Source organism: Sphingomonas cellulosilytica (genome assembly GCF_052321755.1).
GTDB lineage: Bacteria > Pseudomonadota > Alphaproteobacteria > Sphingomonadales > Sphingomonadaceae > Sphingomonas.
In genome coordinates this window covers 381,605-405,729 of record NZ_JBQRTT010000003.1, presented here as the reverse complement: position 1 = coordinate 405,729, position 24,125 = coordinate 381,605, and the positions used below count along the sequence as shown (strand labels likewise).

The window sequence follows — 24,125 nt, the reverse complement described above, 5'->3', positions numbered from 1 at the left end:
ATTCCTGCGCGATGATCCGCACCTTGCCGGGGGGCAGGGAAGGATTCGTGCGATGCGCCGTTACATAGCTCTCACCGCGGTCGGCCTGGCGCTGCTCGCCGGTTGCGCGGTCAAGCCGAAGACGGTGGCGGTCGCCCCGCCGCCGCTTCCCACGCCCGCTCCTGCCCCGCTTGCGATGCCCAAGGGCGGCTATGCCGGCATGGCGATCCCCGCGCTGATGAGCGACGGCCGCTATGCCACGCCCAATCGCAACCTCAGTGCCGATGCCACCGTCTGGCACATGCGCGCCGCGCTCAACGTCGCCGCGCTCGCCTGTCGCGGGACCGACGAGGCGGCGATCGTCGCAGGCTACAATGCGCTGCTGACCCAGCAGAAGGCGGCGCTCGCCACCGCGCAGACCCGCCTTGCCGCCGAATTCAAGAGCGGCGGCGGCGACTGGCAGGATCGCTACGACGACCAGATGACGCGGCTCTACAATTTCTTCAGCCAGGTGCCCGCGCACGACGCCTTCTGCAACGCCGCGGCCGCGACGCTGGCCGACAGCGCGACCGTCACCGCGGCCGATCTGCCCGCCTTTGCCGCCGGGCGGCTGGCGGTGCTGGAAAAGCCCTTCACCGATTTCTACGCCGCCTTCGACGCCTGGCGCGCCCAGCGGGCGGCGGCGAACCGCATGGCGATGAACGTCGCGACGCCCGCCGGGGCGGTGGTGCAGGCAGTCCCCGCCGCCATCCCCGCTGCGCGCCCGCGGCTGGAACTCGACCCCAGCGTCTTCGCCGACACGGGCGCCGTCGTAACCCACTGATCCTGCCCGGGCCACGCGCCTATGGGGTTTCCCCTGGCGCGCGGTTCGGTTAACGCCGCCACCCTATGGGTGAGGACGCGATCGACCAGCCGCAGGCGGGACGCTTCGAAGGGCGCGAGCACCGGTTCCCGGTGCGCGTCTATTTCGAGGACACCGATCTGTCCGGCGTCGTCTATCACGCCAATTACCTGCGCTACATGGAGCGTGCGCGCTCCGACATGCTGCGCCTCGCCGGGATCGACCAGCGCGGCGTCCACGATGCGGGCGAGGGCGCCTATGCGGTCGCCGATCTTTCCATCCGCTACCGCGCGCCCGCGCGCCTCGACGATGCGCTGCTCGTCGTCAGCCGCGTGGCCGTCGTGCGCGCCGCCAGCGTCGTCATTCATCAAACAGTCAGGCGCGGTCCGCTTGTTCTGACGGAGGCCGAGGTCACGGCGGCGCTGGTCGCGCCATCGGGGCGGCCGAAGCGTCAACCGGCCGCGTGGGTCAACATCTATCAAAGCCTGATCTGGCAGGGGACCTCTTCATGAATCCGGTGTTCAACATGGATGCGGCGACGCTGTCGCCGGTCGCACTGTTCCTGCAGGCGGACGTGGTCGTGAAGATCGTGATGGCGGGGCTGCTCGGCGCCAGCATCTGGACCTGGGCGCTCATCATCGCCTTCTGGCGGCGCCTGGGCCGTATCCGCAAGGGCATGGCCGGGTTCGAGCGCGATTTCTGGAAGGCGGAGGATATCGACGCCTTCTACAAGGCGGAAGGGGACAAGGACCTGCCCTCGGCGCGCGTCTTCGTGGCGGGCGTGAAGGAATGGCGCCGCTCCACCGCGGGCGGATCAATCGACAAGGGCGGCACGCGCGAACGCCTCGCGACCGCGATGGGCGCCGCCGCCGCGCTGGAGATCGACCGGATCGGCGACCGGCTCAACATCCTCGCGACGATCGGCTCGGTCGCGCCCTTCGTCGGCCTGTTCGGCACCGTGTGGGGGATCATGCGCAGCTTCACCGGCATCGCCCAGGCACAGAATTCCAGCCTCGCGGTGGTCGCCCCCGGCATCGCCGAGGCGCTGTTCGCCACCGCGATCGGCCTGTTCGCCGCGATCCCGGCGGTGATCGCCTACAACCGCTTCAGCCACGGCGTGAACCGTATCGAGGCGGCACTCAATCGCTTCGCCGACGGCTTCCACACCACCCTCTCGCGCCAGCTGGACGGTTCGCGGTGAGCGGCGTCTCTTCATTCCTCCCCGGCACGGGGAGGGGGACCAGCGAAGCTGGTGGAGGGGCAGCCACAGGCGGAAGCGCTGCTTGGCTGCCCCTCCGTCACCGCTGCGCGGCGCCACCTCCCCGTGTCGGGGAGGATTGAGCCATGGCCATGAACCTCCCCTCGCAGCGCGGGCGGGGCCGGCGCGCGCCGGTCGCCGACATCAACGTCACGCCGCTGGTCGACGTGATGCTGGTGCTGCTCATCATCTTCATGGTCACCGCGCCGCTGCTCACCGCGGGCGTGCCGGTCAACCTGCCCGACAGCCGGGCAAAGGCGCTCGACCAGGATCAAAAGCCGGTGCAGCTGTCGCTCGACGCGACGGGCAAGCTGTTCCTCGACGACGAGGAAATCGCCGAAACCGCGCTGCCGCAGCGCCTCGAACAGATCGCCGCGGTGCAGGCCGGCGGTGAGCCGCCGCAGGTGTTCCTGCGCGCCGACCGTGCGCTCGACTACGGCCGGGTGATGCGGGTGATGGGCGAACTCAACCGCGCCGGCCTCAATCGGGTGTCGCTGGTGACGGTGGAAGGCGGAGACGCCCGCTGATGGATCGCGCGGAGAAGATCGGCCTTGGCGTCGCGGTCGCGGGGCACGTCGTGCTCTTCGGCCTGCTGTCGGTCGGCTTCCTCGCCACGCCCAACCCTGAAAAACTCCAGCAGACCCCGATGGAGGTCAGCCTGGTGAAGGACGTCGGGCTGGAGGCGACCGCGCCGCAATCCGTCACCCCGCCCGCCCAGTCGGTCGCCCCCGAACAGGGCGAGCCGGAGGATGCCGCGCCGCCTGCGGAACCGGTCACCGAACCCGAGCCGGAACCCGAACCCGCACCGCCCGCGCCCCAGCCCAAGCCGGCGCCGCCCAAACCGGCCCCGCCCAAGCCCCAGCCCGCGCCGGCCCCCAAGCCCAAGCCTGCCCCGGTCAAGCCACAACCCAAGCCGAAGCCCGCGGCGGAAGCTCCGGCGAAACCCGCAGCCAAGCCAGCGCCCGCCCGCGAAACGGCGAAGGCCGCCCCTGCCAAACCGGCGAAGACCGCGGCCAAGCCCTCCGCACCAGCCAAGCCCGCCGCCACCAAGGGCACCGGCAACAGCGAAACCGCCAAGGCCGCCAAGCCGCGCGGATCGCGGCTCGGCGCCAATTTCCTGGAGGGGCTGACCAGCGAACCGTCGACCAGCACCTCCACCGCCCCCCGCGCCGCCAAGATCGACGCGCGCGCGATGGCCGGCATCGTCCAGGCGATCGCACGGCAGATCCAGCCTTGCGCCGATCGGCAGGTGAACCCCGGCCCCGGCGCCAACGAGATCGTTACCACGCTGAACCTCAAGCTGAACGAGGACGGCACGCTCGCCGCCACGCCGCGCATGGTCCGCCAGGCCGGGGTGACCGACGAGAACGAACGCTACAAGCAGCGCGTGATCGACCTCGGCGTCGCCGCCTTCAAGGGCTGCTCGCCGCTGAAGCTGCCGGCGGAATATTATTCCACCCCGTCGGGCGGCTGGAACAACATCAACTTCCAGTGGAAGATCCGGTGAGTCCTGCCGCACACATGGCGTCACCCCGGACGTGTTCCGGGGTCCACCGGGCGGCAAGCGGCGACGCAGGCGGCGAGAGGCCAGCCGCCGCGGACACGTGGACCCCGGAACGGGTCCGGGGTGACGAGGGATTGGTGCCAGTGAAGGTAAAGAGGTTTCAGACGATGCCCATGATCCGATCCCTGCTCGTAGCGCTGGGCGTCGCCCTCGCCGCCCCCGCCATGGCGCAGGATGCACCCGCACCGCAGGATCAGGCCGCGCCCACGGGACAGCAGGGTCCGGCGCCGCTTGAGGTTTCCGTCACCGGCGGCGTCTCGGCACCGATGCCGATCGCCATCCCCGCGATGCCGACCGCCCAGGTCGTCGACACGCCCGCCGGCTCCACCGACGCGCTCGGCCGGCAGATGGCGGACATCATCGCCAACGACCTCAGGAACTCGGGGCTGTTCACGCCCTTGGGCGCCAACCAGTTGCGCCCCGTCGGCTTTCAGGAGGTCAACGCCCCCGCATTCGACTATTGGGGCGGCACCGGCGCGCAGGCGCTCGTTCAGGGCTTCGTCCGCGCCAACGGCGATGGCAACCTGACGATCGGCTGCTACCTGTACGACGTTTTTTCCAAGATCGAGCTGAAGCGTACCGGCTTCGTCGTCTCGCCCGCCGACTGGCGGCGCGCCGGCCATAAATGCGCCGACATGGTCTATTCGCGGCTGACCGGCGAAGGTCCGTATTTCGACAGCCGCGTCGTCTACGTCAGCGAAACGGGGCCGAAGGGCAAGCGCATCAAGCGCCTCGCCATCATGGACCAGGACGGCGCCAACCACCGCTTCCTCACCAACGGCCAGTCGATCGTGCTGACGCCGCGCTTCGCACCGAACCAGCAGTCGATCGTCTACATGAGCTACGAAAACGACCGGCCGTCGATCTACGTCTACGATCTCGGTTCGGGCCGCCCGCGCCGGGTGGTGCAGAACGCCAGCCTCACCTTCGCGCCGCGCTTCTCGCCCGACGGCCGCTGGATTCTCTTCTCGATGGCGCAGAACGGCAACACCGATATCTACCGCGTCTCGGCGCAGGGCGGTACGCCGCAGCGGCTCACCAATTCGCCCGGCATCGATACCGGCGGCAGCTATTCGCCCGACGGCAGCCGCATCGTGTTCGAGAGCGACCGGTCGGGCGGCCAGCAGATCTACGTGATGAACGCCGACGGATCGAACCAGCAGCGGATCAGCTTCGGCGGCGGCCGCTATGCGACGCCGGTGTGGAGCCCGCGCGGCGACCTCATCGCCTTCACCAAATTGGGCGGCGCCTTCCGCATCGGCACCATGTCGCCCAGCGGCAGCGGCGAGAAGATCCTGACCCGCGGCCAGGACGAGGGGCCGAGCTGGTCGCCCAACGGCCGCGTCATCACCTTCTACCGCTCGGGCTCGGGCAGCGGCGGCAAGGCGGACCTGTGGATGGTCGACCTGACCGGCCAGGTCGAGCGCCGCATCCCGACGCCGCTCGACGGGTCGGATCCGGCCTGGGGACCCTTGCGGCCGTAAAGCGTTACGAACAGGGAGTTTCGGGGGCGAAACGTTCCAGTCACGGGAGACATGACGATGGCAAGATTGACCCACACGCTGCTCGCCGCAGCCGCACTCGCTTCGCTGGCGGCCTGCGCCAGCAAGCCCAAGCAGCTGCCGCCGCCTCCGGTCGACAACACCGCCGGCCTCAACACGCCCCCGCCCGCGACCGGTCCGGTCGGCGACACCGTCGTGCCCGGTTCGGATGCCGATTTCCGCCGCTCGGTGACGTCCAACACCGTGCTGTTCGGCCTCGACCAGAGCGACGTCGACGCCGATGCGCGCGCGATCCTCGACAGCCAGGCCGCCTGGCTGCAACGCTATCCGCAGGTGCGCGCGACGATCGAAGGCCATGCCGACGAGCGCGGCACGCGCGAATACAACCTCGGCCTCGGCGATCGCCGTGCCAATGCCGCCAAGAATTATCTCGTCGCCAAGGGCATCGACCCGTCGCGCCTGACGACGATCAGCTACGGCAAGGAACGCCCGGTCGCGCTGGGATCGGACGAGGCGAGCTGGGCGCAGAACCGCCGCGCGGTGACCGTCGTCCTCAACTGAGCCACGCCGACCGCACCTGTCATGCCCGTAGCGGGGGGCATGACGGGTGCTATGGCCGATGCACTGGCCGTTGGCACGCGGCCGTGGCGCGGCTAGGCCGCCTTGATGCCCATCCTCGCCAATCCGCGGCTGCGCCTGCCGGTCCTGATCCTCGTCGCGATCGGCGCGCGGGCGCTGACTTTCGGCAATCCGGTGGTGCATGTCGACGAGGAATTCTACTTCGTCACCGCCTTGCGGATGTGGCAGGGCGCTTTGCCCTTCGTCGATATCTGGGATCGCAAGCCGGTCGGGCTGTTCCTCCTGTACGCGATCCCGGCCCGGCTCGGCTTTCCCGCCGGCATCCTGGCCTATCAGCTGCTCGCCACCGCCAGCGCGATCGCCACCGCATGGGCAGTCGCCCGGCTCGCCGATCGGCTGGGCTACGCCGCCGGGGCGACCGCGGCGGGCATCGCCTATCTGCTCTGGCTGGTGCTGCTCGGCGGGCAGGACGGGCAGGCGCCGGTCTTCTACAATCTGTTGATGATCGTCGCCGCGCTGCTGATCGTGCCGCCGCACATCACGCGAGCGCGCGGCTTCGGGGCGATGGTGCTGGTCGGCATCGCGTTGCAGATCAAATATTCGGTCGTCTTCGAAGGCATCTTCTTCGGCCTGTGGCTGATGCTCGCCGACTGGCGGGCGACGCGCCGGCCGGTGGTGACGCTGGCCTATGGCGCCGCGCTGGCGGCCGTCGCGCTCGCCCCCACCGGCATCGCTGCCGCCTGGTATGCCGCAATCGGGCGATGGGATGCCTTCGCTTATGCCAATTTCATCTCGATCTTCCATCGCAACCCCGACCCGCTCGGCGAGCTGGCGCAGAACCTCGGCCAGCTGATCCTCATCGTGTCGCCGGTCGTCTCGCTCGCCGTCCTCGCCCTGCGTCGCGAGACGCCGTCCGCCGGCGCCGCCGAACGGCGCTTCGTCGCGCTGTGGCTGGCGGTGGCGATCGGCAGCGTGCTCGTCTTCCGCCCCTGGTTCGATCATTATGCGCTGCCGATCCTGCTGCCCGCCTGCGCCGCCGCCGCCGGCCTGCTCGGTCGCGCGACATGGCAGCGGCGCTGGACCTCGGCGCTGCTGCTGACCGCGGCGCTCGCCGGACAGATCACGCTGCTCGTCCAGCGCATGGAGCGCGGCGACGCGCGACAGCTCGCCGCGATCGCCCGGGCGGTCGGCCACGGCCCGGGTTGCCTCTACGTCTATTCCGGCAATCCGATGATCTATGCCGCAACGGGGCGCTGCGCCCTCTCGCCCTATCTCGTGTCCTCACACCTCTCCCGCATGCGCGAAGCGGGGGCGACCGGCGTCGACCAGGATGGCGAGATTCGCCGCATCCTCGCGGCACGCCCCGCGGTGATCGTCATGCGGCCGCCGTTCAAGGGCGAACGGCCCATCGGCCGCGCCCTGGTCGTCGCCGCCGTCGCACGCGACTATCGGCTGACCGCCACGCTGCCGATGGGCAACGAGCTGTTGCGCGTCTATCATCGCACGCGATGAAACGCCTGTTCGCCTCGATCCACGACGTCTCGCCCCGTTTCGAGGGGGAGGTCGACCGCCTGCTCGACCATCTCGCCCCGCATGTCGGCCGGCGGCTCGCGATGCTGGTGGTGCCCGATCACTGGTCCAGCGCGCCGATCACCCCCGCCTTCGCCACCCGCCTGCGCGGCTGGGCAGACGAGGGTATCGAGATGTTCGTCCACGGCTGGACGCACCGCGACGACAGTGCGCATGCCGGCGGCTCCGCCGCGTTCAAGGCCAAGCATATGACGGCGGGCGAAGGCGAATTCCTGGGCCTCAGCCATGCCGAGGCGCTGCTGCGCATGCGCCGCGGCAAGGCGCTGGTGGAGGATGTCACCGGCCGCGCCGCCACTGGCTTCATCGCCCCCGCCTGGCTCTATTCGCAAGGCGCGCGTGCCGCGCTGAAGGATGCAGGCTTCGCGCTGGCGGAGGATCACGCCCGCGTCTGGCAGCCCGGCGGCGCCACGGTCGCGCGCGGGCCAGTCATCACCTGGGCCAGCCGCAGCCGCCCGCGACAGCTGAGCTCGCTCGCCGCGGCCGGCGTGCTACGCCATGCCTTGCAGCCGACGCGCAACGTCCGCATCGCGGTGCATCCGGGCGACACCGGCGTGCCCGCACTGCTCGCCAGCATCACCGCGACCTTTGCCGCGTTCCGCCGGCACCGGCCGGCGGCCTACGCGGACCTTCTCGCCGGCTGACCCGCCTTGGCCGCGATCACCGCGGCATAATGCGCGACCAGATCGGCGGCATGCTCCTCGTCGGTGCGTACCCGGGACGAGGCGACCAGCGCCGCGCGCCGCAGCATCGGCCGGTCCCGCGCCAGCAGCCGCAGGATCGCATCCGCGCAGGAGCGCGCGTCGCGTTGCTCGTACACCTCGGCGTAGCGCGGGTCAGCGATCTCGGCGGTGCCGCCGCCGTTGGGCACGATCAGCGGCGTGCCGCTTGCCAGCGCTTCCGCCGGCACCAGCCCGAACGTCTCGGTGCCGCAGCCGTGGATATAGGCATCGGCGCTCGCCATGATCGTCGCCAGCCGACGGCGGTCGTACACCGGCTTGAACAGGCGGATGTGCGGATTGTCGCCGATATGCCGTTCCAGCGTCTTGGTATCCATGCCCTGGCCCAGGATCACGAGGCCGACGGGCGCCTGGGCGCCGACGCATTGCACCGCGTCGATCACCGTCGGCCACCGCTTTTCGGGATGATGGCGGCCGACACCCAGCAGCAGATGCGCGTGCGGCGGCAGGCCGCATTGCTGGAGCAGCGCGGTGCGCAGCGATTCGTCGCGCAGGTCGGGTGAGAAATGCGCCCGCTCGATACCGAGCGGCATGGTCGCATCGACATGCACGCCGCGCGCGGCGAGCTGGCGGGTCAGCGACGGGCCGTTGGTCACCACCGTGTCGAACTGGTCGAGGCAATGGCCGAGATAGCGGTCGTACCAGGAAAAGGCGCGCTCGATCCGCTTGCCGGAGGCGAGCTGCTTGAACCAGCGCTTGGGATAGGCCTCCAGATTGTCGTTGTGCATGAAATAGGACCGGATCGCCCGGCCGCGCCATTGCGCGACGATCCACGCGCTCTTCCACGGCGAGCAATTCTCGACCACGTCGGGGTCGAGCGCATCGAGCCGGCGGTGGAGCGGCTCGGCATCCCAGAACAGGCCGTAATTGGCATCGAACGGCATGCCCGCCGCCTTGATGTAATGCACCGCGCCGCCGCCCGGCCGCTCCTCGATCCGGTCCTCGCGGCCGGGGGCGAGCACGATCAGCTCGTGACCCATGCCGGCCAGCACCTCGATCTTGCGATCGATATAGGTGCGCACCCCGCCGCCGGTCGGCGAATAGATCTCGTTGACGTCGACGATCCGCATGGCGCGCCTCAATTGTCCTTCAGCGGGGCGAAACCGCTCATGATCCCGCGCAGATACTGCATGCGGACGACGCGCTCCGCCGTGCCCTCGCCGACGTCGACCACCGCCTGCGGCAGCTTGGGGCGCGACATGCCGAGCTTGCCCGAACCGGGGAAGCCGGCGCCGTCCTTGAAGAAATTGAACTTGTTCTTGCCGTCGCGATCGTGGGTGACGAGCAGCGCGTAGCGGCCGGGGCGCGGCACGCGGATGCACACCGCGACCGGGCCGCTCGCCGGGATGCCGGTCCAGACGCGGCGGAACGTCTTGCCCTGCGCCACCAGCACGTTGTCGTCCTTCAGGAAATCCTCGTCGTCGGCGGGATACAGCTCCAGCTTGATGCGGCCCTGCCGGTCCTTCATGCCGACGACCTGGGCGAGGATCGCCGGGCCGCCGCCGGGCCGGCACGCCGCCTCGTCGCTGCCCAGCACCTGTGCGGCGGCCGGTGCCGCCGTCATCGCTGCCGCCGCCGCCGCTACCGCCGCCAGAGTGAACGCAACACGCTTCATGCCGGCTTCCTCGTCGCCAGATGGTGCAGGCCGAAGCCCAGGATCAGCAGCGCATGCACCAGCAGCACCGCGGCTGCGGTAAAGGCGATGAGCTCCGACAGGGCCTGGTCTTCGCCGATCATCAGGATCGCGAAGTTGGCGAAAAGCAGGTCTTTGTTGGGCAGCAGGGGCAGGCGCGAGAACAGCATCCGCCCGGCCGACAGGAACAGCCACGTGCCGAGCGCCACGCTCGGCATCGCCAGCGCCCAGGCGAGCGCCAGGAAGAACGCCCCCAGGATCAGCCGCGCGCAATGCACGCCGAACACGAACCACAATTGCCCGCGCGGCAGCGAGAACACCTTGCGCGAAAAGATCAGGAACGGCAGCGACGTGCCGAAGATCACCGCCAGCGACCCGTAGACGTAGCGCATCATTTCCGGCGGGATCAGGTTGCGCCCGACCGGCAGCGCGATCGCGATCATCGCCAGCGTCACCGCATTGCCGGCGATCGCCGACAGGATCGACACGTCCTTCACCGCCCCGAACGGCGCCGCGACCAGCTGCGCGCGCGCCCGCGCCCAGGCATAGAAATAGGCCTCGCCCGAATAGCCCATCACCACGTCGTTCGCGATCCGCTTCTTGATGAGCGCGACGAGCCCGGCGAGCGGGATCCCCCACAGCCGGCGGAAGATCACATAGTCGGCGACCGGCGGCACGAAATAGAGCAATGCGAAGGCAAGGTAGAACAACGGGTTGCGCGGCGTCGCCCGTTCCAGGCCGGCAAGACCGGCGTTCAGCAGCTCATGCGCCAGACCCGCCAGCATGGCGAGCGTGACCAGCCCGCCGATGATCGCAGGCCAACGGCTCCGGATGGTTTTCAAGGGCTGTAGCCCCGCGATGTCCGGGGACGGCGGCACGATCTCGGCGTGGGGACGGCCTGCGCTATGGTCGATCTGCACCCGTTGGTCCGAACGATGATGGTGCCCGCCGCTTAACCTCAATCGACCTTTCGTGCACATGAATTTCGTTTCACTGTCGCGTCACGCACACCTATGGCAGACGTTTCAAGACGATGCCGGCCGACCATATCCTCACCTTTGCCCAGGACCTGGCAGGCGGCGGCGTCGAGCGGGCGCAGTTGCGCCTCGCCCGCGGCTGGCTGGCGGCGGGGCGGCGGGTGACGCTGGCGATCGGCGATTCGCGCGGCGCGCTTGCCGGCGAGATCCCGCCCGGCCTCGCCATCGAGCCGATGGGCGGGCGCGGCTATGCGCGGCAGCTTGTCCGGCTGCCCGCCATCGTCCGGCACCTGCGCCCCGATGCGGTGTTCTGCGCCGGCAACCATTATACGCTGGTCGCCGCCTGGCTGCGCGCACGGCTGGGCGCGGAGTGTCCGCCGATCGTCGCCAAGATGTCCAATGCCACGCAGCGCGGCGACCATGGCCTGTTGCTCGGCACCGGGCAGCGGCTGTGGCTGGCGCAGCACGGCCGTTTCCTCGATCACCTCGTGGCGATGACGCCGGCCACGGCGGCGCAGGCGGCGCGCGCGACGCGCATGGAATTGCGCACCAGCGTCATCCCCAATCCGCCCGCCCTCCACGACGACGCCGCCGCCGCCGTGCCGCCGCTCCCCGCCGGGCGGATCGTCCTGGGTGTCGGCCGCCTTGCGCCGCAGAAGCGCTGGGACCGGCTGGTCGCAGCCGTCCCGGCGCTGCCCGCCGATGTGCAGGTGGTGATCCTCGGCGAGGGCGAACTCCGCGGCGCGCTGGAACGGCAGGTCCGCGACGCCGGCCTCGCCGGCCGCGTCCACCTGCCCGGCCATGTCGCCGATCCGCTGCCAGCTATGGCCCGCGCCGGCGTTCTCGCGCTGCCTTCCGATTACGAAGGCGTGCCCGGTGTGCTGCGCGAATCGCTGTCGGTCGGCACGCCCGTCGTCGCCACCGCCTGCAGCCCGTCGGTGCAGGAGATCGTCGCGACGCCGGCGCATGGCAGCATCGTCGCGATGGACGATCCCGCCGCGCTGGCCGCCGCGCTCACCCACTGGCTGGACGCCCCGCGCCCGGTGCCGGTGCCGCAGCCCGGCAGCGACTCCGCCGCGCGCTACCTGGCGCTATTCGACGCCCTTACCTGAATCCTGCTCGCCCTCGCGCTCGGCGCTGCGTTCCAGGGCGGTCTTCACCATCGCCGTCATCGGATCGGCGAGCGCCAGCCCCAGGATGCCGAACAGCGCGCTGGCCATGATCTGCGCACCCAGCGTCAGCGCCGGCGGCAGGTCCACCGTCTTCTTGGCGACGATCGGCAGCAGCACGTAGCCGTCGAAGCCCTGCACGATCACATAGGTGCCGATCGCCCAGAAGCCGACATGGGTGCCCGCCGAGAAACCGACCGCGATCATCAGCGCGCCGCTGATGAAGGCGCCGATATTGGGGATGAAGGCGAGCAATCCGGTCAGGATGCCCAGAATCATCGCCATCGGCACGCCGCCGATCGACAGCGCGACGCCGGTCAGGATGCCCTCCGCCACCATGCCGAGCAGGCGGCCGGCGAGCAGGCGGCGCAGCGTCTTGCCCATCCACTCGACGACGACGGAGAACTCCGCGCGGTTGCGCCGCGGCACCATCCATTCGAGGCCGCGCAGGTAGGTGCGAGGGTCCATCGCCACGAACAGGCCGATGACGACGATCATGAACATCGTCGTCAGCGCGCCGAAGGCGGTGCCAACCCAGGAGGTGATCCGCCCGACCGAGGACAACGCCTGCCGTGCGATGCCGCTGACGTCGGAGGCACCGGGCATCAGGCCCTGCGTGCTCAGCCAGCTCGTCACCCGGTTCGCCTGCGATTCCAGCGTCGAGCGCAGCTGCGATACCTGCGCCGACACCTGCACGCCGGTGAGGTAGAAGGTGCCGGCAAGGAAGGCGATCGTCAGCAGGACGACGATCAGCAACCGCCAGCCGCGCCCGATCGGCAGCACCTTGCCGAGCAGCCGCACGCCGCCGTCGAGCAGGGCCGCGAACACCAGCCCGGCAAAGATGATGAGCAGCGGCTGCACCAGGATCACCGCCAGCGCGATGGCACCGGCGAGGCCCAGCCACACCGTCGCCCGCTTCAGCTCCTGCCGCACGAACGGATCGCGCAACTCGTTCGGGCTCGGATCCTGCACGATCGCGGGGCCGGTCGCTGCGTCGCTCATGCTATTTGTCCGATGCGGGATGGAGCGACAGGCCGGCACGGCCCGAGCGCAGCGATCCCCACCAGGTCAGCGGGTTAAGCGTCGCATCGCCATCCAGGCTGAAGGTGAGGAATTCGGCGCGGCCGCCCAGGTTCTCATAGGGCACCGGGCCACCCAGCCCGAGCTGCGACAGCGCGAAACGGCTATCGGCGGACCGGTCGCGGTTGTCGCCCATCAGGAAGACGTGGTTGGCGGGGATCTTCACCGGGCCGTAATTGTCGCCGGGGCTGTCCGGTTCCAGATCGACCGTGTCGTAATGGCGGCCGTTGGGCAGCGTCTCGGTCACGATCGGCAGGTGGCAGACGTAGCCGCCGCGCTTGGAGCCCTGGGGCGCGGGCCGCTTGGCGCCGTAATATTCGCTCTCGCTGCACGGGCTGTTGGTATCGACCGGCAGGTCGACGTAATGCAGCGGGCCGCGCTGGATCGGCTTGCCGTTCAGGATCACCGTGCCGCCGCGCACCGCCAGCGTGTCGCCGGGCAGGCCGATGACGCGCTTGATGTAATCGTTGCGGGTGCCCGGCGGGGTGACGATCACCACGTCGCCGCGCGTCGGCAGGCTGCCGAACAGGCGGCCGTGGACGAACGGCAGGCCGACGCTCCAGCTTTCCTCCGGTTCACGCAGCACCAGGCTCTTGAAGATCGCGACCGGGTTGGGGATCGTCGGCGAGACGAACGACCAGCCATACGCGAATTTCGACACCACCAGCCGGTCGCCGATCCTGAGGCCGGGCAGCATGGATTCGGACGGGATGTAAAAGGGCTTGGCGATGAAGCTGTGGAAGCCGAGCACGATCAGTACCAGCCAGAAAATGCCCTTGATCTCGCCCCACCAGTCGGTCGACTTCTTTGGGGGCGCCGCGGCCGGTTCGGGCGCCGCCACCCCTGCCGCCGCCGCTTCGCTGGGCTTGCTGCCGTCCAACACCGCTTCCTTCATGGCTGGGGATCCGGAATCGCCTCGATGATCACGAAGGCCTGTGCCCAGGGATGATCGTCGGTCAGGGTCAAATGTATCCGTGCGACGTGGCCGTCGGGGATCATCGCGTCAAGGCGTTCCTTCGCGCCGCCGGTCAGCGCCAGCGTGGGCGCGCCCGAGGGGGCGTTGACGACGCCGATATCCTTCATGAACACGCCCGCCTTGAAGCCGGTGCCGACCGCCTTCGAAAACGCCTCCTTCGCCGCGAAGCGCTTGGCGAGCGTGCCGGCCCGCGTGAACGGCCGCCGCGCGGCGCGCGCCAGCTCGGCGTCGGTGAACACGCGGGTTTCGAAGCGCGCGCCGAACCGCTCCAGCGACGCCTGGATTCGCTCGATATTGCACAGGTCCGACCCCAGGCCGACGATCATGCGCCGATCCTCCCCGGCACGGGATCACCCACGCGCCGCATCCATCTCCTCGCGCATCCGCCGCACGCTCTCGTCCAGCCCGACGAACAGCGCCTCGCCGACCAGGAAATGGCCGATGTTCAATTCGCGCACCTGCGGAATCGCCGCGATCGGCCCGACATTGTCGAAGGTCAGGCCATGGCCGGCGTGCACCTCGATGCCGTTCTTCACCGCCAGCGCGGCGGCATCGGCCAGCCGGCGCAGCTCCTCGGCGCGCGCCTCGCCGTCCAGTTCGGCATAGCGGCCGGTGTGCAGCTCGACCACCGGCGCGCTCAGTCGCATCGCCGCCTCGATCTGGCGCGGGTCGGGCTCGATGAACAGCGAGACGCGGATCCGCGCCGCACCCAGCTCCGCCACCAGCGGCGCCAGCCGGTTGTGCTGTCCGGCGGCATCGATACCGCCCTCGGTCGTCCGCTCCTCGCGCTTTTCCGGCACGATGCAGGCCGCATGCGGGCGGTGGCGCAGCGCGATGCCCAGCATCTCGTCCGTCGCCGCCATTTCGAGGTTGAGCGGCACGGTCAGCGCCGCCGACAGCCGGGCGATATCGTCGTCGGTGATATGCCGCCGATCCTCGCGCAGGTGCGCGGTGATGCCGTCCGCCCCCGCTTCGGCCGCCAGCAGCGCGGCGCGCACCGGATCGGGATAGCCGCTGCCGCGCGCATTGCGGACGGTCGCGACATGGTCGATGTTGACCCCCAGCCGAAGGCGATCGTCGGCGGCGCGAAGGCGATCGGTCAAGCCGCCCGGCTCCCCGGCTTGAGCGCAGGAATCGCGGCCAGTTCGGGCGGCACCGCATCGGCCGCATAGGTCGGCACGTCCAGCCGGATCAGCGGAAAGAACGGCACGCCCAGATCGGCCGTCCCGCCAGACCGGTCGACCAGCGCGGCGCCCGCGATCACGCGCCCGCCCGCCGCCTCGATCGCCGCAATCGCCTCGCGCGACGACAGCCCGGTGGTGACGACGTCCTCCATCATCAGCACCTCCTGCCCCGGCTCCAGGCGGAACCCGCGGCGCAATTCGAAGGTACCGGTCGGCCGCTCGACGAACATCGCCTCGACGCCCAGCGCGCGCGCCATCTCGTGCCCGGCGATCACGCCGCCCATCGCCGGGGAGACGACTGCGCCGATCCGCGCCTTCAGCTCCGCCGGGATCCGCTCCACCAGCGCCTCCGCCAGCCGCGCGCCCCGGCGCGGGTCCATCAGCACGCGGGCGCATTGCAGGTAGCGCGAGCTCCTGAGGCCGGACGACAGGATGAAATGCCCTTCCAGCAGGGCATCGGCGGCGCGGAATTCGGCCAGCACGTCGTCGTCGGTCATCATGCGTCTCACGAAAACTGCGTCGGATATGGCCGCTCCATAAGAACTCGCCACGCCTGCGCCAAGCGCCCGCGCGTCATAAACATGGGTGTGGCGCTTGAGGCCCGCCGTGCCCGCGCGTATAGGCCATGGCAAAAGGGGTGCAATTTCCGCGCCCGGAACGGCCCGCACGCCGGGCGGGCGAGGGAATAGGACGGGGTGACGACACGCATGCGCACAGGGTTCAAGGGGATCGCACTCGCCGCGGGGCTGGCGCTTGCAGGCATGGGGGTCGCCGCACAGGCATCGCCGAAACCGCAGGCCGCCGCCGCTCCGGCCGGCGTGTCGAACGTCGCGCCGACCACGGCGGCCGCGACGCCGCCGGCCGCTCCCACCTCGCCGCTGCTCGCACAGGACGGCGCACCGGTGACCGCGATCGAGCCCGGCGTCGGCCATCCGGTCGACGGCCGCATCGGCCTGCAACCGCAGGTCACGCGCAACGGGCAGTTCGCGCACTGGTTCCACGATTCGATCCTGTTCCCGCTCATCACGATCATCAGCGTCTTCGTCCTGCTGCTGCTGCTCTGGGTCGTCGTCCGCTATCGCAAGGCGGCGAACCCCATCCCGTCCAAGACGAGCCACAACACCGCGATCGAGATCATCTGGACGCTGGCACCGGTCATCATCCTGGTGCTGATCGCCGTGCCCTCGATCGGGCTGCTGCAGGCGCAGTTCAAACCCGCCCCGGCGGGCGCGGTGACGCTGAAGGCGATCGGCAACCAATGGTATTGGAGCTATCAATACCCGGATAACGGCGGGTTCGAGATCACCGCCAACATGCTGAAGGAAAAGGATCAGGTCGCCAAGGGCGAGCGGTTCCGCACCGATGCCGACGGCCCGCGCCTGCTCGCGGTCGACAACCGCATCGTGCTGCCGGTCGGCGTGCCGATCCGCCTCATCACCACCTCGCAGGACGTGATCCACAGCTGGGCGGTGCCCGCCTTCTGGATCAAGCTGGACGCGGTGCCCGGCCGTCTCAACGAAACGAGCTTCACCATCGAAAAGCCCGGCCTCTACTTCGGCCAGTGCTCCGAATTGTGCGGCGCGCGCCACGCCTTCATGCCGATCGCGGTGCAGGCGGTTCCGCCTGCGGAATTCGCCGCTTGGGTCCGCGCCAAGGGCGGCACCATGCCGGGCAGCAAGGCGCCCTCGGACAAGGTGATCCCGCAGCCGGGCGCAGAAGGCTCCGCGGTGAAGCGCGAGGAGGCGCGGGAAGCGGACGCGATCACCGGCCCCGACAACGGCACGGAACCGGTGCTGCGCCCCACCACCGAGGTCAATGCCTCTCCGACAACGACGCAGGGTGCGACCGGCAACCCGGCCACCGGCAACGCGGGACAGTAAGATGACGGATACCGCTCTCCACCCCCACGCTTTCGTCGCGCACGACGATCACGCGCATCACGATGCCGATCACAAGCCCGGCTTCTTCGCCCGCTGGTTCATGTCGACGAACCACAAGGACATCGGCACCCTCTACCTGATCTTCGCGATCGTCGCTGGGATCATCGGCGGCGCCATCTCGGGCCTGATGCGCGCCGAGCTGGCGCATCCCGGCATCCAGTATCTCGTCGGCTGGGCGAACTTCCTGCCCGGCGGCGACGGCGGCCTCGACCATGCGCTCCACCTGTGGAACGTGCTCATCACCGCGCACGGCCTCATCATGGTGTTCTTCATGGTCATGCCCGCCATGATCGGCGGCTTCGGCAACTGGTTCGTGCCGATCATGATCGGCGCGCCGGACATGGCGTTCCCGCGGATGAACAACGTCAGCTTCTGGCTGCTCATCCCGGCGTTCTCGCTGCTGCTCGCCTCGCCCTTCTTCGGCGGCGCCGGCACCGGCTGGACGGTTTACGCCCCGCTCTCGACCTATGGCGAGCCCGGGCCGTCGGTGGACATGGCGATCCTGTCGCTCCACCTCGCCGGCGCCTCGTCGATCCTCGGCGCGATCAACTTCATCACCACCATCTTCAACATGCGCGCGCCGGGCATGACGCTGCACAAGATGCCGCTGTTCGTCTGGTCGGTGCTGGTCACCGCCTTCCTGCTGCTGCTCGCGCTGCCGGTGCTCGCCGCGGCGATCACCATGCTGCTGACCGACCGCAACTTCGGCACCACCTTCTTCGACCCCGCCGGCGGCGGCGATCCGATCCTCTACCAGCACCTGTTCTGGTTCTTCGGCCACCCCGAAGTGTACATCATGATCCTGCCGGGCTTCGGCATCGTCAGCCAGATCATCGCCACGTTCAGCCGCAAGCCCGTCTTCGGCTATCTCGGCATGGCCTATGCCATGGTCGCGATCGGCGTCGTCGGCTTCGTCGTGTGGGCGCACCACATGTTCGTCACCGGCCTCAGCGTGAACGTGAAGATGTACTTCACCGCCGCCACCATGGTCATCGCGGTACCGACCGGCATCAAGATCTTCTCGTGGATCGCGACGATGTGGGGCGGTTCGCTGTCGTTCAAGACGCCGATGGTCTGGGCGATCGGCTTCATCTTCATGTTCACCGTCGGCGGCGTCACCGGCGTCGTGCTCGCCAACGGCGGCATCGACGATTACATGCAGGACACCTATTACGTCGTGGCGCACTTCCACTACGTGTTGTCCCTGGGCGCCGTGTTCGGCCTGTTCGCCGGCTTCTACTACTGGTTCCCGAAGATGTTCGGGAAGATGTACAACGAGTTCCTCGGCCAGCTGCACTTCTGGGTGTTCTTCGTCGGCGTGAACGTGCTGTTCTTCCCGATGCACTTCCTCGGCCTGCAGGGCATGCCGCGCCGCTATCCGGACTATCCGGATGCCTATGCGACGTGGAACGCGATCGCGACGCACGGCTATGAGATCATGGCCGCCGGCATGGTGATCTTCTTCGTCAACGTGATCTATTCGCTGATCGCGGGGCCGAAGGCGCCGGACAATCCCTGGGGCGAAGGCGCGACGACGCTGGAGTGGACGCTCTCCTCGCCGCCGCCCTACCACCAGTTCGAAACCCTGCCGAAGATCGATTGACGGCGGGCGGGCGAAAACCCGCCCGGCCCGGCCGACGCGGCAAAGCCGCGATCGATCCCCGCCTCCGCGGGGACAGGCTTACGGGATTTACTCCCGTGACGATCCCGGACCGAACAGGTTAAAACGCCCCGGCTCACCCCGGGGCGTTTTTCGTTACGGCTGCGGCCAACCCGGCCCGATCCGCGCCGACCCGATCGGCGTTAAGCCTCTTCGTTAACATCTCGCCTGCTATGGTGCCGCTACAGGTCCGGAACGCTCGCGGGAGGGTGTTCGAGCGCGCCGGTCGGGGGACTGCAACACGATGCTGGATCAGGATCCGGCGGGCGCCGATACGCTCGCCATCGTTTCGGACGACGCGGGCGGAGCGGATCCGCTGAAACTCGGCGGCACGCTCGCGCCGGCGCTGCTGCTCGCCGCCTGCGGCAGCGGCGGCACAGGCGGTCCGGCGCCGACCGCATCGACACCCGTCGTCGTCGCCCCCGCCGCGATCACCCCGACGCAGGCCAGCCGCTTCCTCGCGCAAAGCACCATGGGCGCGACCCGCACGATGATCGATACGGTCGTCAGCCGCCGCTACGAAGGCTGGATCGACGACCAGTTCGCACTGCCGCGCGCGACCTCGCATTGGGACTGGCTCGTCGCCAACGGCTACGCCGTCGCCGCCAACATCAACGGCGAGGCAGGCTTCGACACGACGCTGTGGCGACAGATGATCGCCGAGCCCGACCAGCTGCGCCAGCGCATCGGCATGGCGCTGCTCGACATGCTCGTCGTCGGCATCGGCGGGGTGAATCTCAACTGGAAGCAGTTCGCCACCGCGGCCTATGTCGACGTGCTGCTCGACAACGCCTTCGGCAATTACCGCACGCTGCTGGATGCGATCACCACCAACGCGGCGATGGGATCGTTCCTCACCTTCCTCGGCAACCGCAAGGCCAATGCCGCGACCGGCGCGCAGCCCGACGAGAATTACGCGCGCGAGCTGATGCAGCTGTTCACGCTCGGCCTCTACCAGCTGAATGCCGACGGCAGCGTCAGGACCAATGCCGGCGTCCCGCTCGAAACCTATACGCCGGCCGACGTCTCCGGCCTCGCCCGCGTCTTCACCGGATTGAGCCTCGCCACCACGGTCAGCAGCACGCCCGATCGCTATCGCCAGCCGCTGGTGATGAACGCCGCGATCAACGAAACCGGCACCGCCAGCTTTCTCGGCACCTCGACCAGCGGCGGCGGCATGGCGGCGATCAGGACCGCGCTCGACACGATCTTCGCGCATGCCAACCTGCCGCCCTTCGTCTCGAAGCAGCTGATCCAGCGCCTCGTCACCAGCAACCCCTCGCCCGCCTATGTCGGCCGCGTCGCCGCCGTCTTCGCCAACAACGGCGCAGGCGTACGCGGTGACATGAAGGCGGTCATCAAGGCGATCCTGCTCGACACCGAGGCGCGCAGCGACGACGCCCTCGCCAGCACCACCGCCGGCAAGCTGCGCGAACCCGTCATGCGGCTCACCGCCTGGGCGCGGTTGGCGAAGATCGCCTCCGCCTCCAACGCCTGGGGCTTCGGCGACACCTCCAGCCAATCCAACCGGCTCGGCCAGTCGATGGGGCGCAGCGCCACCGTCATCAACTTCTTCCGCCCCGCCTACACGCCGCCCGCCACCGCGATCAGCAACGCCGGCCTCGTCGCGCCGGAATTTCAGATCACCAACGAACAAAGCGTCGTCGCCTACGTCAACTACATGCAGGCCCTGGTCGCCAACGGCACCGGCGACATGAAGCCGGACTATTCCGACCTCACGGCCAAGGCGTCCGACAGCGCCGCGCTGGTCGACGAGGTCAACCTCGTCCTCGCCGCCGGCCAGCTCGGCGCCGCCACCGTCAGCGCGATCCGCGCCGCGGTCGACAGCGTCGCGATGACGGCGAACAACGCCGCCACCAACCGCGTCGGCATCGCGCTGCTGCTGACGCTCGCCTCCCCCGACTTCCTGACCCTGCGGTGAGCCCCATGGATTTCGCCCGAGACGCCTCCCGCCGTGCCTTCCTCAAGCGCTCCGCCGCCCTCGGCGTCGCCGGGGTCGCCACGCCCTTCGTCACCAGCCTCGCCGCGATCGGCGAGGCGGCGGCGGCGACCGCCACCGATTACAAGGCGCTGGTCTGCATCTTCCTCTACGGCGGCAACGATTACGCCAACACGCTGCCCGCCTACGACCAGGCCAGCTATGCCGCTTATCTCGCCGCGCGTTCCAACATCGCGCTCAATCGCGAATCACTGGCGGCGACGCTGCTCAACCCGGCGAGCGCGCTGCCCGGCGGGCGGCAATATGCGCTGGCGCCGACGATGGTTTCGCTGCTGCCGCTGTTCGATCAGGGCAAGCTCGCCGTCGCGCTCAACGTCGGCACCCTCGTCCAGCCGACGACCAAGGCGCAATATCAGGCGAACAGCGTCCGCCTGCCGCCCAAGTTGTTTAGCCACAACGACCAGCAAAGCTATTTTCAGGCCTCCAATCCCGAAGGCGCCACCTCGGGCTGGGGCGGTCGGATCGGCGACCTGTTCCAGTCAGGCAACGGCGCCTCGACGCTGACCTGCATCAACGCCAGCGGCAATGCGGTGTACCTCACCGGCAAGGCGGCGGTGCAATATGCGATCGGCACCGGCGGCCCGATCGCGCTCATCAACAACGCCAGCTCCCTCTACGGCTCGACCACCGCGGCGGCGACGCTGCGCAGCCTGATGACCGGCAGCAACGCCAACCTCTTCGCCGGCGAGCACGCCCGCGTCAGCAAGCGCGCGCTCGACACCTATACCCAGGTCAGCGGCGCGCTCGCCGGCGCCCCGGCGGCGAACTTCCCGCTCTTCCCGACCGGCAACAGCCTTGCCGACCAGCTCAGGATGGTCGCGCGGCTGATCTCGGTGTCGTCGGAACTGGGCGCCAAGCGGCAGGTGTTCTTCGTCTCGATCGGCGGATTCGACCTGCACGACAATCTCGTCGCGCAGCATCCCGGATTGATCGGCAAGGTCGCCGACGCGATGCGCGCCTTCTACGACACCACCGTCGCTTTGGGCGTCGCGGACAAGGTGACGAGCTTCACCGCATCGGACTTCGGGCGGACGTTGCAATCCAACGACGATGGATCGGACCACGGCTGGGGCAGCCACCATCTCGTCATGGGCGGCGCGGTGCGCGGTCGCCGCTTCTACGGCACGCCGCCCGCGGTCGGCAACGGCACGCCCGACGACGTCGGCCAGGGTCGCCTGTTGCCGACGATCGCGGTCGACCAATATGCCGCGACGCTGGCCAGCTGGTTCGGCGTCGGCAACGGCGACCTCACCACAGTCCTGCCCAACATGGGCAATTACAACGCATCGGGCTGGAACCTCGGCTTCGTCTGACGTCAGGCCAGGCGATACCGCATGCCATTCGGGAGCGGCACGCCTGAGTCACGGAGCCCCTCGGCAACCCCTTGGCAGACGATGACGAACATCAGCAGGTTCAGCGCAGGCTGACCTGCAACCCGTCCATCACGAACTGCACCGCCAATGCGGCGAGCAACACGCCCAACAGGCGGGTGATCACCGCCTCGATCCGCGTCCCCAGCAGCCGCATCAGCGGCCCCGCGGCGAGCAGCGCCACCAGCGTCAGCAGCAGGATCGTCGCCATCGCCGCCAGCACCACCGCGGTCGCCTCGATCCCGTTGGTGCGTGCCATCAGCAGCATCACCGTCGCGATCGATCCCGGCCCGGCGATCATCGGCATCGCCATCGGGAAGATCGACACGTCCTCCACCTCGGGATCGGCGGCGACTTCGGCGGCGCGATCCTCGCGGCGCTGCGTGCGCTTTTCGAACACCATCTCCAGCGCGATCAGGAACAGCATGATGCCGCCCGCGATGCGAAAGCTCGCCAGGCTGATGCCGAGGCCGCGCAGCAATGGCTCGCCGAACAGCGCGAAGACCAGCAGGATCGCGCTGGCCACGCCCACCGCCCGGATCGCCATGGCGCGCCGCTGCGCCGCCGATGCGCCCGCCGACAGGCCGGCATAGATCGGCGCGCAGCCCGGCGGATCGATCACCACGAAAAAGGTGATGAGCGACGAGACGAAGAGCTCGATCATGGCCGCCCGATCACAGCGCCACCGCGTCCAGCGCCTCGCGCCGGCAGGCGGAGACATAGGTGTTGCGGATCAGGCAGGCGATCGTCATCGGCCCGACGCCGCCCGGCACCGGCGTGATCGCCCCCGCCAGGCCTTGCGCCGCCGCGAAGTCGACATCGCCGACCAGCCCCGCATCGGTGCGGTTGATACCGACATCGATCACGGTCGCCCCCGGCTTGATCCAGTCGCCCTGCACGAAGCGGGGAATACCGACGGCGGCGACCAGGATATCCGCCCGGCGGGTGTGCGCGGCGACGTCGCGCGTGCGACTGTGCACGATCGTCACCGTGCAGCTCTGCTGGAGCAGCAGCTGCGCCATCGGCTTGCCGACGATGTTGGAACGGCCGATCACCACCGCCTCCAGCCCGGCAAGCTGCGGATGCACGTCCTTCAGCAGCATCAGGCAGCCCAGGGGCGTGCAGGGCACGAAGCCCTCCGCCCCGATCGCCAGCCGCCCGGCATTGACCGGGTGGAAGCCGTCGACGTCCTTGTCGGGATCGATCGCCAGCAGCACCGCCTCGGCATCGATATGCGCCGGCAGCGGCAGCTGGACGAGGATGCCGTCCACCGCCGGATCGGCGTTCAGCTGCGCGACCAGCGCGAGCAGCGTCGCCGCATCGGTATCGGCGGGCAGGCGATGCTCGAAGCTTGCCATGCCGGCCTCGCGCGTCGCCTTGCCCTTGTTGCGGACATAGACCGCCGACGCGGGATCCTCGCCGACCAGCACCACGGCGAGGCCCGGCGCGCGGCCGGCGCGCTCGCGGAACGCGGCGACCGCATCGGCGACGCGGCCGCGCAGGGCGGCGGCATGCGCCTTGCCGTCGATGATCGCGGCGGTCATGCAGCGCCGTTCAGGATGATCGCGGATGCGACATTGTTGAGGATGATGTTGGCGATCATCATCAGCACCAGCACGGCGAGCGGCGCCAGGTCGATCCCGCCCGCGCTCGGCAACACCCGGCGCAGCGGCCGGTAGAGCGGCTCGGTCAGCCGGTCGAGGCCGTAGTGCAGCGAGCGCACGAAGTTGTTCGACGTGTTGATGACGTTGAACACGATCAGCAGCGACAGCACGAACTGCACGATGATGATCCAGCGTACCACGTCGAGCAGCACCTGGATGATCTGGATAAGGGTGAGCGCGATCACGCGGGGCTCCGTCTTGGGGGTCCGCCCCGCCCTAGCGATTTACCGCGCCCGCGAACAGGGGGTGCGTCGCGACGGCGCCGAGGGACAGCCATGCGCGCCGTGCTCGCGGAGAGCCCCCCTCCACCCCCCGCTACGCGGGCGGTCCCCCTCCCCCGCTAAAGCGAGGGAGGAGTTCATTATTCCTCCCTCGCCAGGGGGAGGTGGCGCCGCGAAGCGG

The 24,125-nt window shown here is 69.2% G+C and carries 25 protein-coding genes; 14 read left to right on the top strand and 11 right to left on the bottom strand.

Annotated features, from left to right (window positions below; translation table 11 throughout):
* Window positions 1-52 precede the first annotated feature (52 nt).
* From ACTZQ5_RS07245 to ACTZQ5_RS07205, 9 genes are all read left to right on the top strand, one after another.
* Complete coding sequence (locus ACTZQ5_RS07245; RefSeq protein ID WP_443584485.1) at window positions 53-802, top strand: hypothetical protein; 750 nt, start codon at window positions 53-55, stop codon at window positions 800-802.
* Between the two features lie 65 nt (window positions 803-867).
* Window positions 868-1,332: a YbgC/FadM family acyl-CoA thioesterase gene (locus ACTZQ5_RS07240; RefSeq protein ID WP_443584484.1), complete on the top strand. Its 465-nt coding sequence runs from the start codon at window positions 868-870 to the stop codon at window positions 1,330-1,332.
* A complete protein-coding gene (gene tolQ, locus ACTZQ5_RS07235) occupies window positions 1,329-2,021 on the top strand; it encodes a protein TolQ (protein ID WP_443584483.1) in 693 nt (230 codons plus the stop codon). Before ACTZQ5_RS07240 ends, tolQ begins: the two co-directional genes overlap by 4 nt.
* A 143-nt stretch (window positions 2,022-2,164) precedes the next feature.
* Window positions 2,165-2,605: a protein TolR gene (gene tolR, locus ACTZQ5_RS07230; protein WP_443584482.1), complete on the top strand. Its 441-nt coding sequence runs from the start codon at window positions 2,165-2,167 to the stop codon at window positions 2,603-2,605.
* Window positions 2,605-3,585: a cell envelope integrity protein TolA gene (tolA, locus tag ACTZQ5_RS07225; protein ID WP_443584481.1), complete on the top strand. Its 981-nt coding sequence runs from the start codon at window positions 2,605-2,607 to the stop codon at window positions 3,583-3,585. The genes tolR and tolA overlap by 1 nt, the downstream gene beginning before the upstream one ends.
* Before the next feature lie 170 nt (window positions 3,586-3,755).
* Complete coding sequence (gene tolB / locus ACTZQ5_RS07220) at window positions 3,756-5,126, top strand: Tol-Pal system beta propeller repeat protein TolB (RefSeq protein WP_443584480.1); 1,371 nt, start codon at window positions 3,756-3,758, stop codon at window positions 5,124-5,126.
* Window positions 5,127-5,183: 57 nt separating this feature from the next.
* The gene (pal, locus tag ACTZQ5_RS07215; protein ID WP_443584479.1) at window positions 5,184-5,705 is read left to right on the top strand and encodes a peptidoglycan-associated lipoprotein Pal; all 522 of its coding nucleotides are present in this window, start codon (window positions 5,184-5,186) and stop codon (window positions 5,703-5,705) included.
* A 105-nt stretch (window positions 5,706-5,810) separates the two neighbouring features.
* Window positions 5,811-7,235, top strand: a complete 1,425-nt coding sequence (locus ACTZQ5_RS07210) for a hypothetical protein (protein WP_443584478.1) — start codon at window positions 5,811-5,813, stop codon at window positions 7,233-7,235.
* Window positions 7,232-7,954 carry a DUF2334 domain-containing protein gene (locus ACTZQ5_RS07205; protein ID WP_443584477.1) on the top strand — a complete coding sequence of 241 codons (723 nt, stop codon included), beginning with the start codon at window positions 7,232-7,234 and terminating at the stop codon, window positions 7,952-7,954. The genes ACTZQ5_RS07210 and ACTZQ5_RS07205 overlap by 4 nt, the downstream gene beginning before the upstream one ends.
* Here ACTZQ5_RS07205 and ACTZQ5_RS07200 read toward each other — a convergent pair.
* Genes ACTZQ5_RS07200 through ACTZQ5_RS07190 form a run of 3 tightly spaced genes read right to left on the bottom strand, consistent with a single transcriptional unit; the run spans window position 7,930 to window position 10,525 of the window.
* Entirely contained in the window at window positions 7,930-9,120 is a 1,191-nt protein-coding gene (locus ACTZQ5_RS07200; protein ID WP_443584476.1) for a glycosyltransferase, read from the bottom strand. The genes ACTZQ5_RS07205 and ACTZQ5_RS07200 overlap by 25 nt on opposite strands.
* An 8-nt stretch (window positions 9,121-9,128) precedes the next feature.
* Window positions 9,129-9,665 (bottom strand): DUF2141 domain-containing protein, encoded by a 537-nt coding sequence (locus tag ACTZQ5_RS07195; RefSeq protein WP_443584475.1) that lies wholly within the window; start codon window positions 9,663-9,665, stop codon window positions 9,129-9,131.
* Window positions 9,662-10,525, bottom strand: a complete 864-nt coding sequence (locus ACTZQ5_RS07190; protein ID WP_443584474.1) for a hypothetical protein — start codon at window positions 10,523-10,525, stop codon at window positions 9,662-9,664. Before ACTZQ5_RS07190 ends, ACTZQ5_RS07195 begins: the two co-directional genes overlap by 4 nt.
* A 191-nt stretch (window positions 10,526-10,716) precedes the next feature.
* Here ACTZQ5_RS07190 and ACTZQ5_RS07185 point away from each other — a divergent pair, with 191 nt between their 5' ends.
* Complete coding sequence (locus ACTZQ5_RS07185) at window positions 10,717-11,772, top strand: glycosyltransferase (RefSeq protein ID WP_443584473.1); 1,056 nt, start codon at window positions 10,717-10,719, stop codon at window positions 11,770-11,772.
* On the opposite strand, the gene ACTZQ5_RS07180 is transcribed toward ACTZQ5_RS07185, so the two are convergent.
* The 5 genes from ACTZQ5_RS07180 to pyrE are packed head-to-tail and all read right to left on the bottom strand — an operon-like array spanning window position 11,752 to window position 15,566.
* Window positions 11,752-12,831, bottom strand: a complete 1,080-nt coding sequence (locus tag ACTZQ5_RS07180; RefSeq protein WP_443584472.1) for an AI-2E family transporter — start codon at window positions 12,829-12,831, stop codon at window positions 11,752-11,754. The two genes, ACTZQ5_RS07185 and ACTZQ5_RS07180, sit on opposite strands and share 21 nt — an antisense overlap.
* 1 nt (window position 12,832) lies before the next feature.
* Window positions 12,833-13,804 carry a signal peptidase I gene (lepB, locus tag ACTZQ5_RS07175; RefSeq protein WP_443584471.1) on the bottom strand — a complete coding sequence of 324 codons (972 nt, stop codon included), beginning with the start codon at window positions 13,802-13,804 and terminating at the stop codon, window positions 12,833-12,835.
* Entirely contained in the window at window positions 13,801-14,211 is a 411-nt protein-coding gene (gene acpS, locus ACTZQ5_RS07170) for a holo-ACP synthase (RefSeq protein WP_443584470.1), read from the bottom strand. The genes lepB and acpS overlap by 4 nt, the downstream gene beginning before the upstream one ends.
* Before the next feature lie 24 nt (window positions 14,212-14,235).
* Window positions 14,236-14,988, bottom strand: coding sequence for a pyridoxine 5'-phosphate synthase (locus ACTZQ5_RS07165; RefSeq protein WP_443584469.1), 753 nt, complete (start codon window positions 14,986-14,988; stop codon window positions 14,236-14,238).
* The gene (gene pyrE / locus ACTZQ5_RS07160) at window positions 14,985-15,566 is read right to left on the bottom strand and encodes an orotate phosphoribosyltransferase (protein WP_443584522.1); all 582 of its coding nucleotides are present in this window, start codon (window positions 15,564-15,566) and stop codon (window positions 14,985-14,987) included. The genes ACTZQ5_RS07165 and pyrE overlap by 4 nt, the downstream gene beginning before the upstream one ends.
* Before the next feature lie 210 nt (window positions 15,567-15,776).
* Between pyrE and coxB the strand changes: the two genes are divergently transcribed.
* From coxB to ACTZQ5_RS07140, 4 genes are all read left to right on the top strand, one after another.
* Window positions 15,777-16,949 (top strand): cytochrome c oxidase subunit II, encoded by a 1,173-nt coding sequence (gene coxB, locus ACTZQ5_RS07155; RefSeq protein WP_443584468.1) that lies wholly within the window; start codon window positions 15,777-15,779, stop codon window positions 16,947-16,949.
* Window position 16,950: 1 nt separating this feature from the next.
* Window positions 16,951-18,612, top strand: coding sequence for a cytochrome c oxidase subunit I (gene ctaD / locus ACTZQ5_RS07150; RefSeq protein WP_443584467.1), 1,662 nt, complete (start codon window positions 16,951-16,953; stop codon window positions 18,610-18,612).
* A 301-nt stretch (window positions 18,613-18,913) separates the two neighbouring features.
* Entirely contained in the window at window positions 18,914-20,611 is a 1,698-nt protein-coding gene (locus ACTZQ5_RS07145; RefSeq protein ID WP_443584466.1) for a DUF1800 domain-containing protein, read from the top strand.
* A gap of 5 nt (window positions 20,612-20,616) precedes the next feature.
* Window positions 20,617-22,002: a DUF1501 domain-containing protein gene (locus tag ACTZQ5_RS07140; protein WP_443584465.1), complete on the top strand. Its 1,386-nt coding sequence runs from the start codon at window positions 20,617-20,619 to the stop codon at window positions 22,000-22,002.
* A gap of 100 nt (window positions 22,003-22,102) precedes the next feature.
* On the opposite strand, the gene ACTZQ5_RS07135 is transcribed toward ACTZQ5_RS07140, so the two are convergent.
* Genes ACTZQ5_RS07135 through ACTZQ5_RS07125 form a run of 3 tightly spaced genes read right to left on the bottom strand, consistent with a single transcriptional unit; the run spans window position 22,103 to window position 23,908 of the window.
* The gene (locus ACTZQ5_RS07135) at window positions 22,103-22,723 is read right to left on the bottom strand and encodes a MarC family protein (protein ID WP_443584464.1); all 621 of its coding nucleotides are present in this window, start codon (window positions 22,721-22,723) and stop codon (window positions 22,103-22,105) included.
* A 10-nt stretch (window positions 22,724-22,733) separates the two neighbouring features.
* On the bottom strand, window positions 22,734-23,603 hold the full coding sequence (folD, locus tag ACTZQ5_RS07130) for a bifunctional methylenetetrahydrofolate dehydrogenase/methenyltetrahydrofolate cyclohydrolase FolD (RefSeq protein WP_443584463.1): 870 nt from the start codon (window positions 23,601-23,603) through the stop codon (window positions 22,734-22,736).
* Entirely contained in the window at window positions 23,600-23,908 is a 309-nt protein-coding gene (locus tag ACTZQ5_RS07125; protein WP_443584462.1) for a YggT family protein, read from the bottom strand. The genes folD and ACTZQ5_RS07125 overlap by 4 nt, the downstream gene beginning before the upstream one ends.
* Window positions 23,909-24,125: the final 217 nt, after the last annotated feature.

What these genes read in the sequence shown, in the direction of transcription:
- ACTZQ5_RS07245 (WP_443584485.1), top strand. Translation starts at nt 53, where the DNA reads ATGCGCCGTTACATAGCTCTCACCGCGGTCGGCCTGGCGCTGCTCGCC.
- ACTZQ5_RS07240 (WP_443584484.1), top strand. Translation starts at nt 868, where the DNA reads ATGGGTGAGGACGCGATCGACCAGCCGCAGGCGGGACGCTTCGAAGGG.
- tolQ (WP_443584483.1), top strand. Translation starts at nt 1,329, where the DNA reads ATGAATCCGGTGTTCAACATGGATGCGGCGACGCTGTCGCCGGTCGCA.
- tolR (WP_443584482.1), top strand. Translation starts at nt 2,165, where the DNA reads ATGGCCATGAACCTCCCCTCGCAGCGCGGGCGGGGCCGGCGCGCGCCG.
- tolA (WP_443584481.1), top strand. Translation starts at nt 2,605, where the DNA reads ATGGATCGCGCGGAGAAGATCGGCCTTGGCGTCGCGGTCGCGGGGCAC.
- tolB (WP_443584480.1), top strand. Translation starts at nt 3,756, where the DNA reads ATGATCCGATCCCTGCTCGTAGCGCTGGGCGTCGCCCTCGCCGCCCCC.
- pal (WP_443584479.1), top strand. Translation starts at nt 5,184, where the DNA reads ATGGCAAGATTGACCCACACGCTGCTCGCCGCAGCCGCACTCGCTTCG.
- ACTZQ5_RS07210 (WP_443584478.1), top strand. Translation starts at nt 5,811, where the DNA reads ATGCCCATCCTCGCCAATCCGCGGCTGCGCCTGCCGGTCCTGATCCTC.
- ACTZQ5_RS07205 (WP_443584477.1), top strand. Translation starts at nt 7,232, where the DNA reads ATGAAACGCCTGTTCGCCTCGATCCACGACGTCTCGCCCCGTTTCGAG.
- ACTZQ5_RS07200 (WP_443584476.1), bottom strand. Translation starts at nt 9,120, where the DNA reads ATGCGGATCGTCGACGTCAACGAGATCTATTCGCCGACCGGCGGCGGG.
- ACTZQ5_RS07195 (WP_443584475.1), bottom strand. Translation starts at nt 9,665, where the DNA reads ATGAAGCGTGTTGCGTTCACTCTGGCGGCGGTAGCGGCGGCGGCGGCA.
- ACTZQ5_RS07185 (WP_443584473.1), top strand. Translation starts at nt 10,717, where the DNA reads ATGCCGGCCGACCATATCCTCACCTTTGCCCAGGACCTGGCAGGCGGC.
- ACTZQ5_RS07180 (WP_443584472.1), bottom strand. Translation starts at nt 12,831, where the DNA reads ATGAGCGACGCAGCGACCGGCCCCGCGATCGTGCAGGATCCGAGCCCG.
- lepB (WP_443584471.1), bottom strand. Translation starts at nt 13,804, where the DNA reads ATGAAGGAAGCGGTGTTGGACGGCAGCAAGCCCAGCGAAGCGGCGGCG.
- acpS (WP_443584470.1), bottom strand. Translation starts at nt 14,211, where the DNA reads ATGATCGTCGGCCTGGGGTCGGACCTGTGCAATATCGAGCGAATCCAG.
- pyrE (WP_443584522.1), bottom strand. Translation starts at nt 15,566, where the DNA reads ATGACCGACGACGACGTGCTGGCCGAATTCCGCGCCGCCGATGCCCTG.
- coxB (WP_443584468.1), top strand. Translation starts at nt 15,777, where the DNA reads ATGCGCACAGGGTTCAAGGGGATCGCACTCGCCGCGGGGCTGGCGCTT.
- ctaD (WP_443584467.1), top strand. Translation starts at nt 16,951, where the DNA reads ATGACGGATACCGCTCTCCACCCCCACGCTTTCGTCGCGCACGACGAT.
- ACTZQ5_RS07145 (WP_443584466.1), top strand. Translation starts at nt 18,914, where the DNA reads ATGCTGGATCAGGATCCGGCGGGCGCCGATACGCTCGCCATCGTTTCG.
- ACTZQ5_RS07140 (WP_443584465.1), top strand. Translation starts at nt 20,617, where the DNA reads ATGGATTTCGCCCGAGACGCCTCCCGCCGTGCCTTCCTCAAGCGCTCC.
- ACTZQ5_RS07135 (WP_443584464.1), bottom strand. Translation starts at nt 22,723, where the DNA reads ATGATCGAGCTCTTCGTCTCGTCGCTCATCACCTTTTTCGTGGTGATC.
- folD (WP_443584463.1), bottom strand. Translation starts at nt 23,603, where the DNA reads ATGACCGCCGCGATCATCGACGGCAAGGCGCATGCCGCCGCCCTGCGC.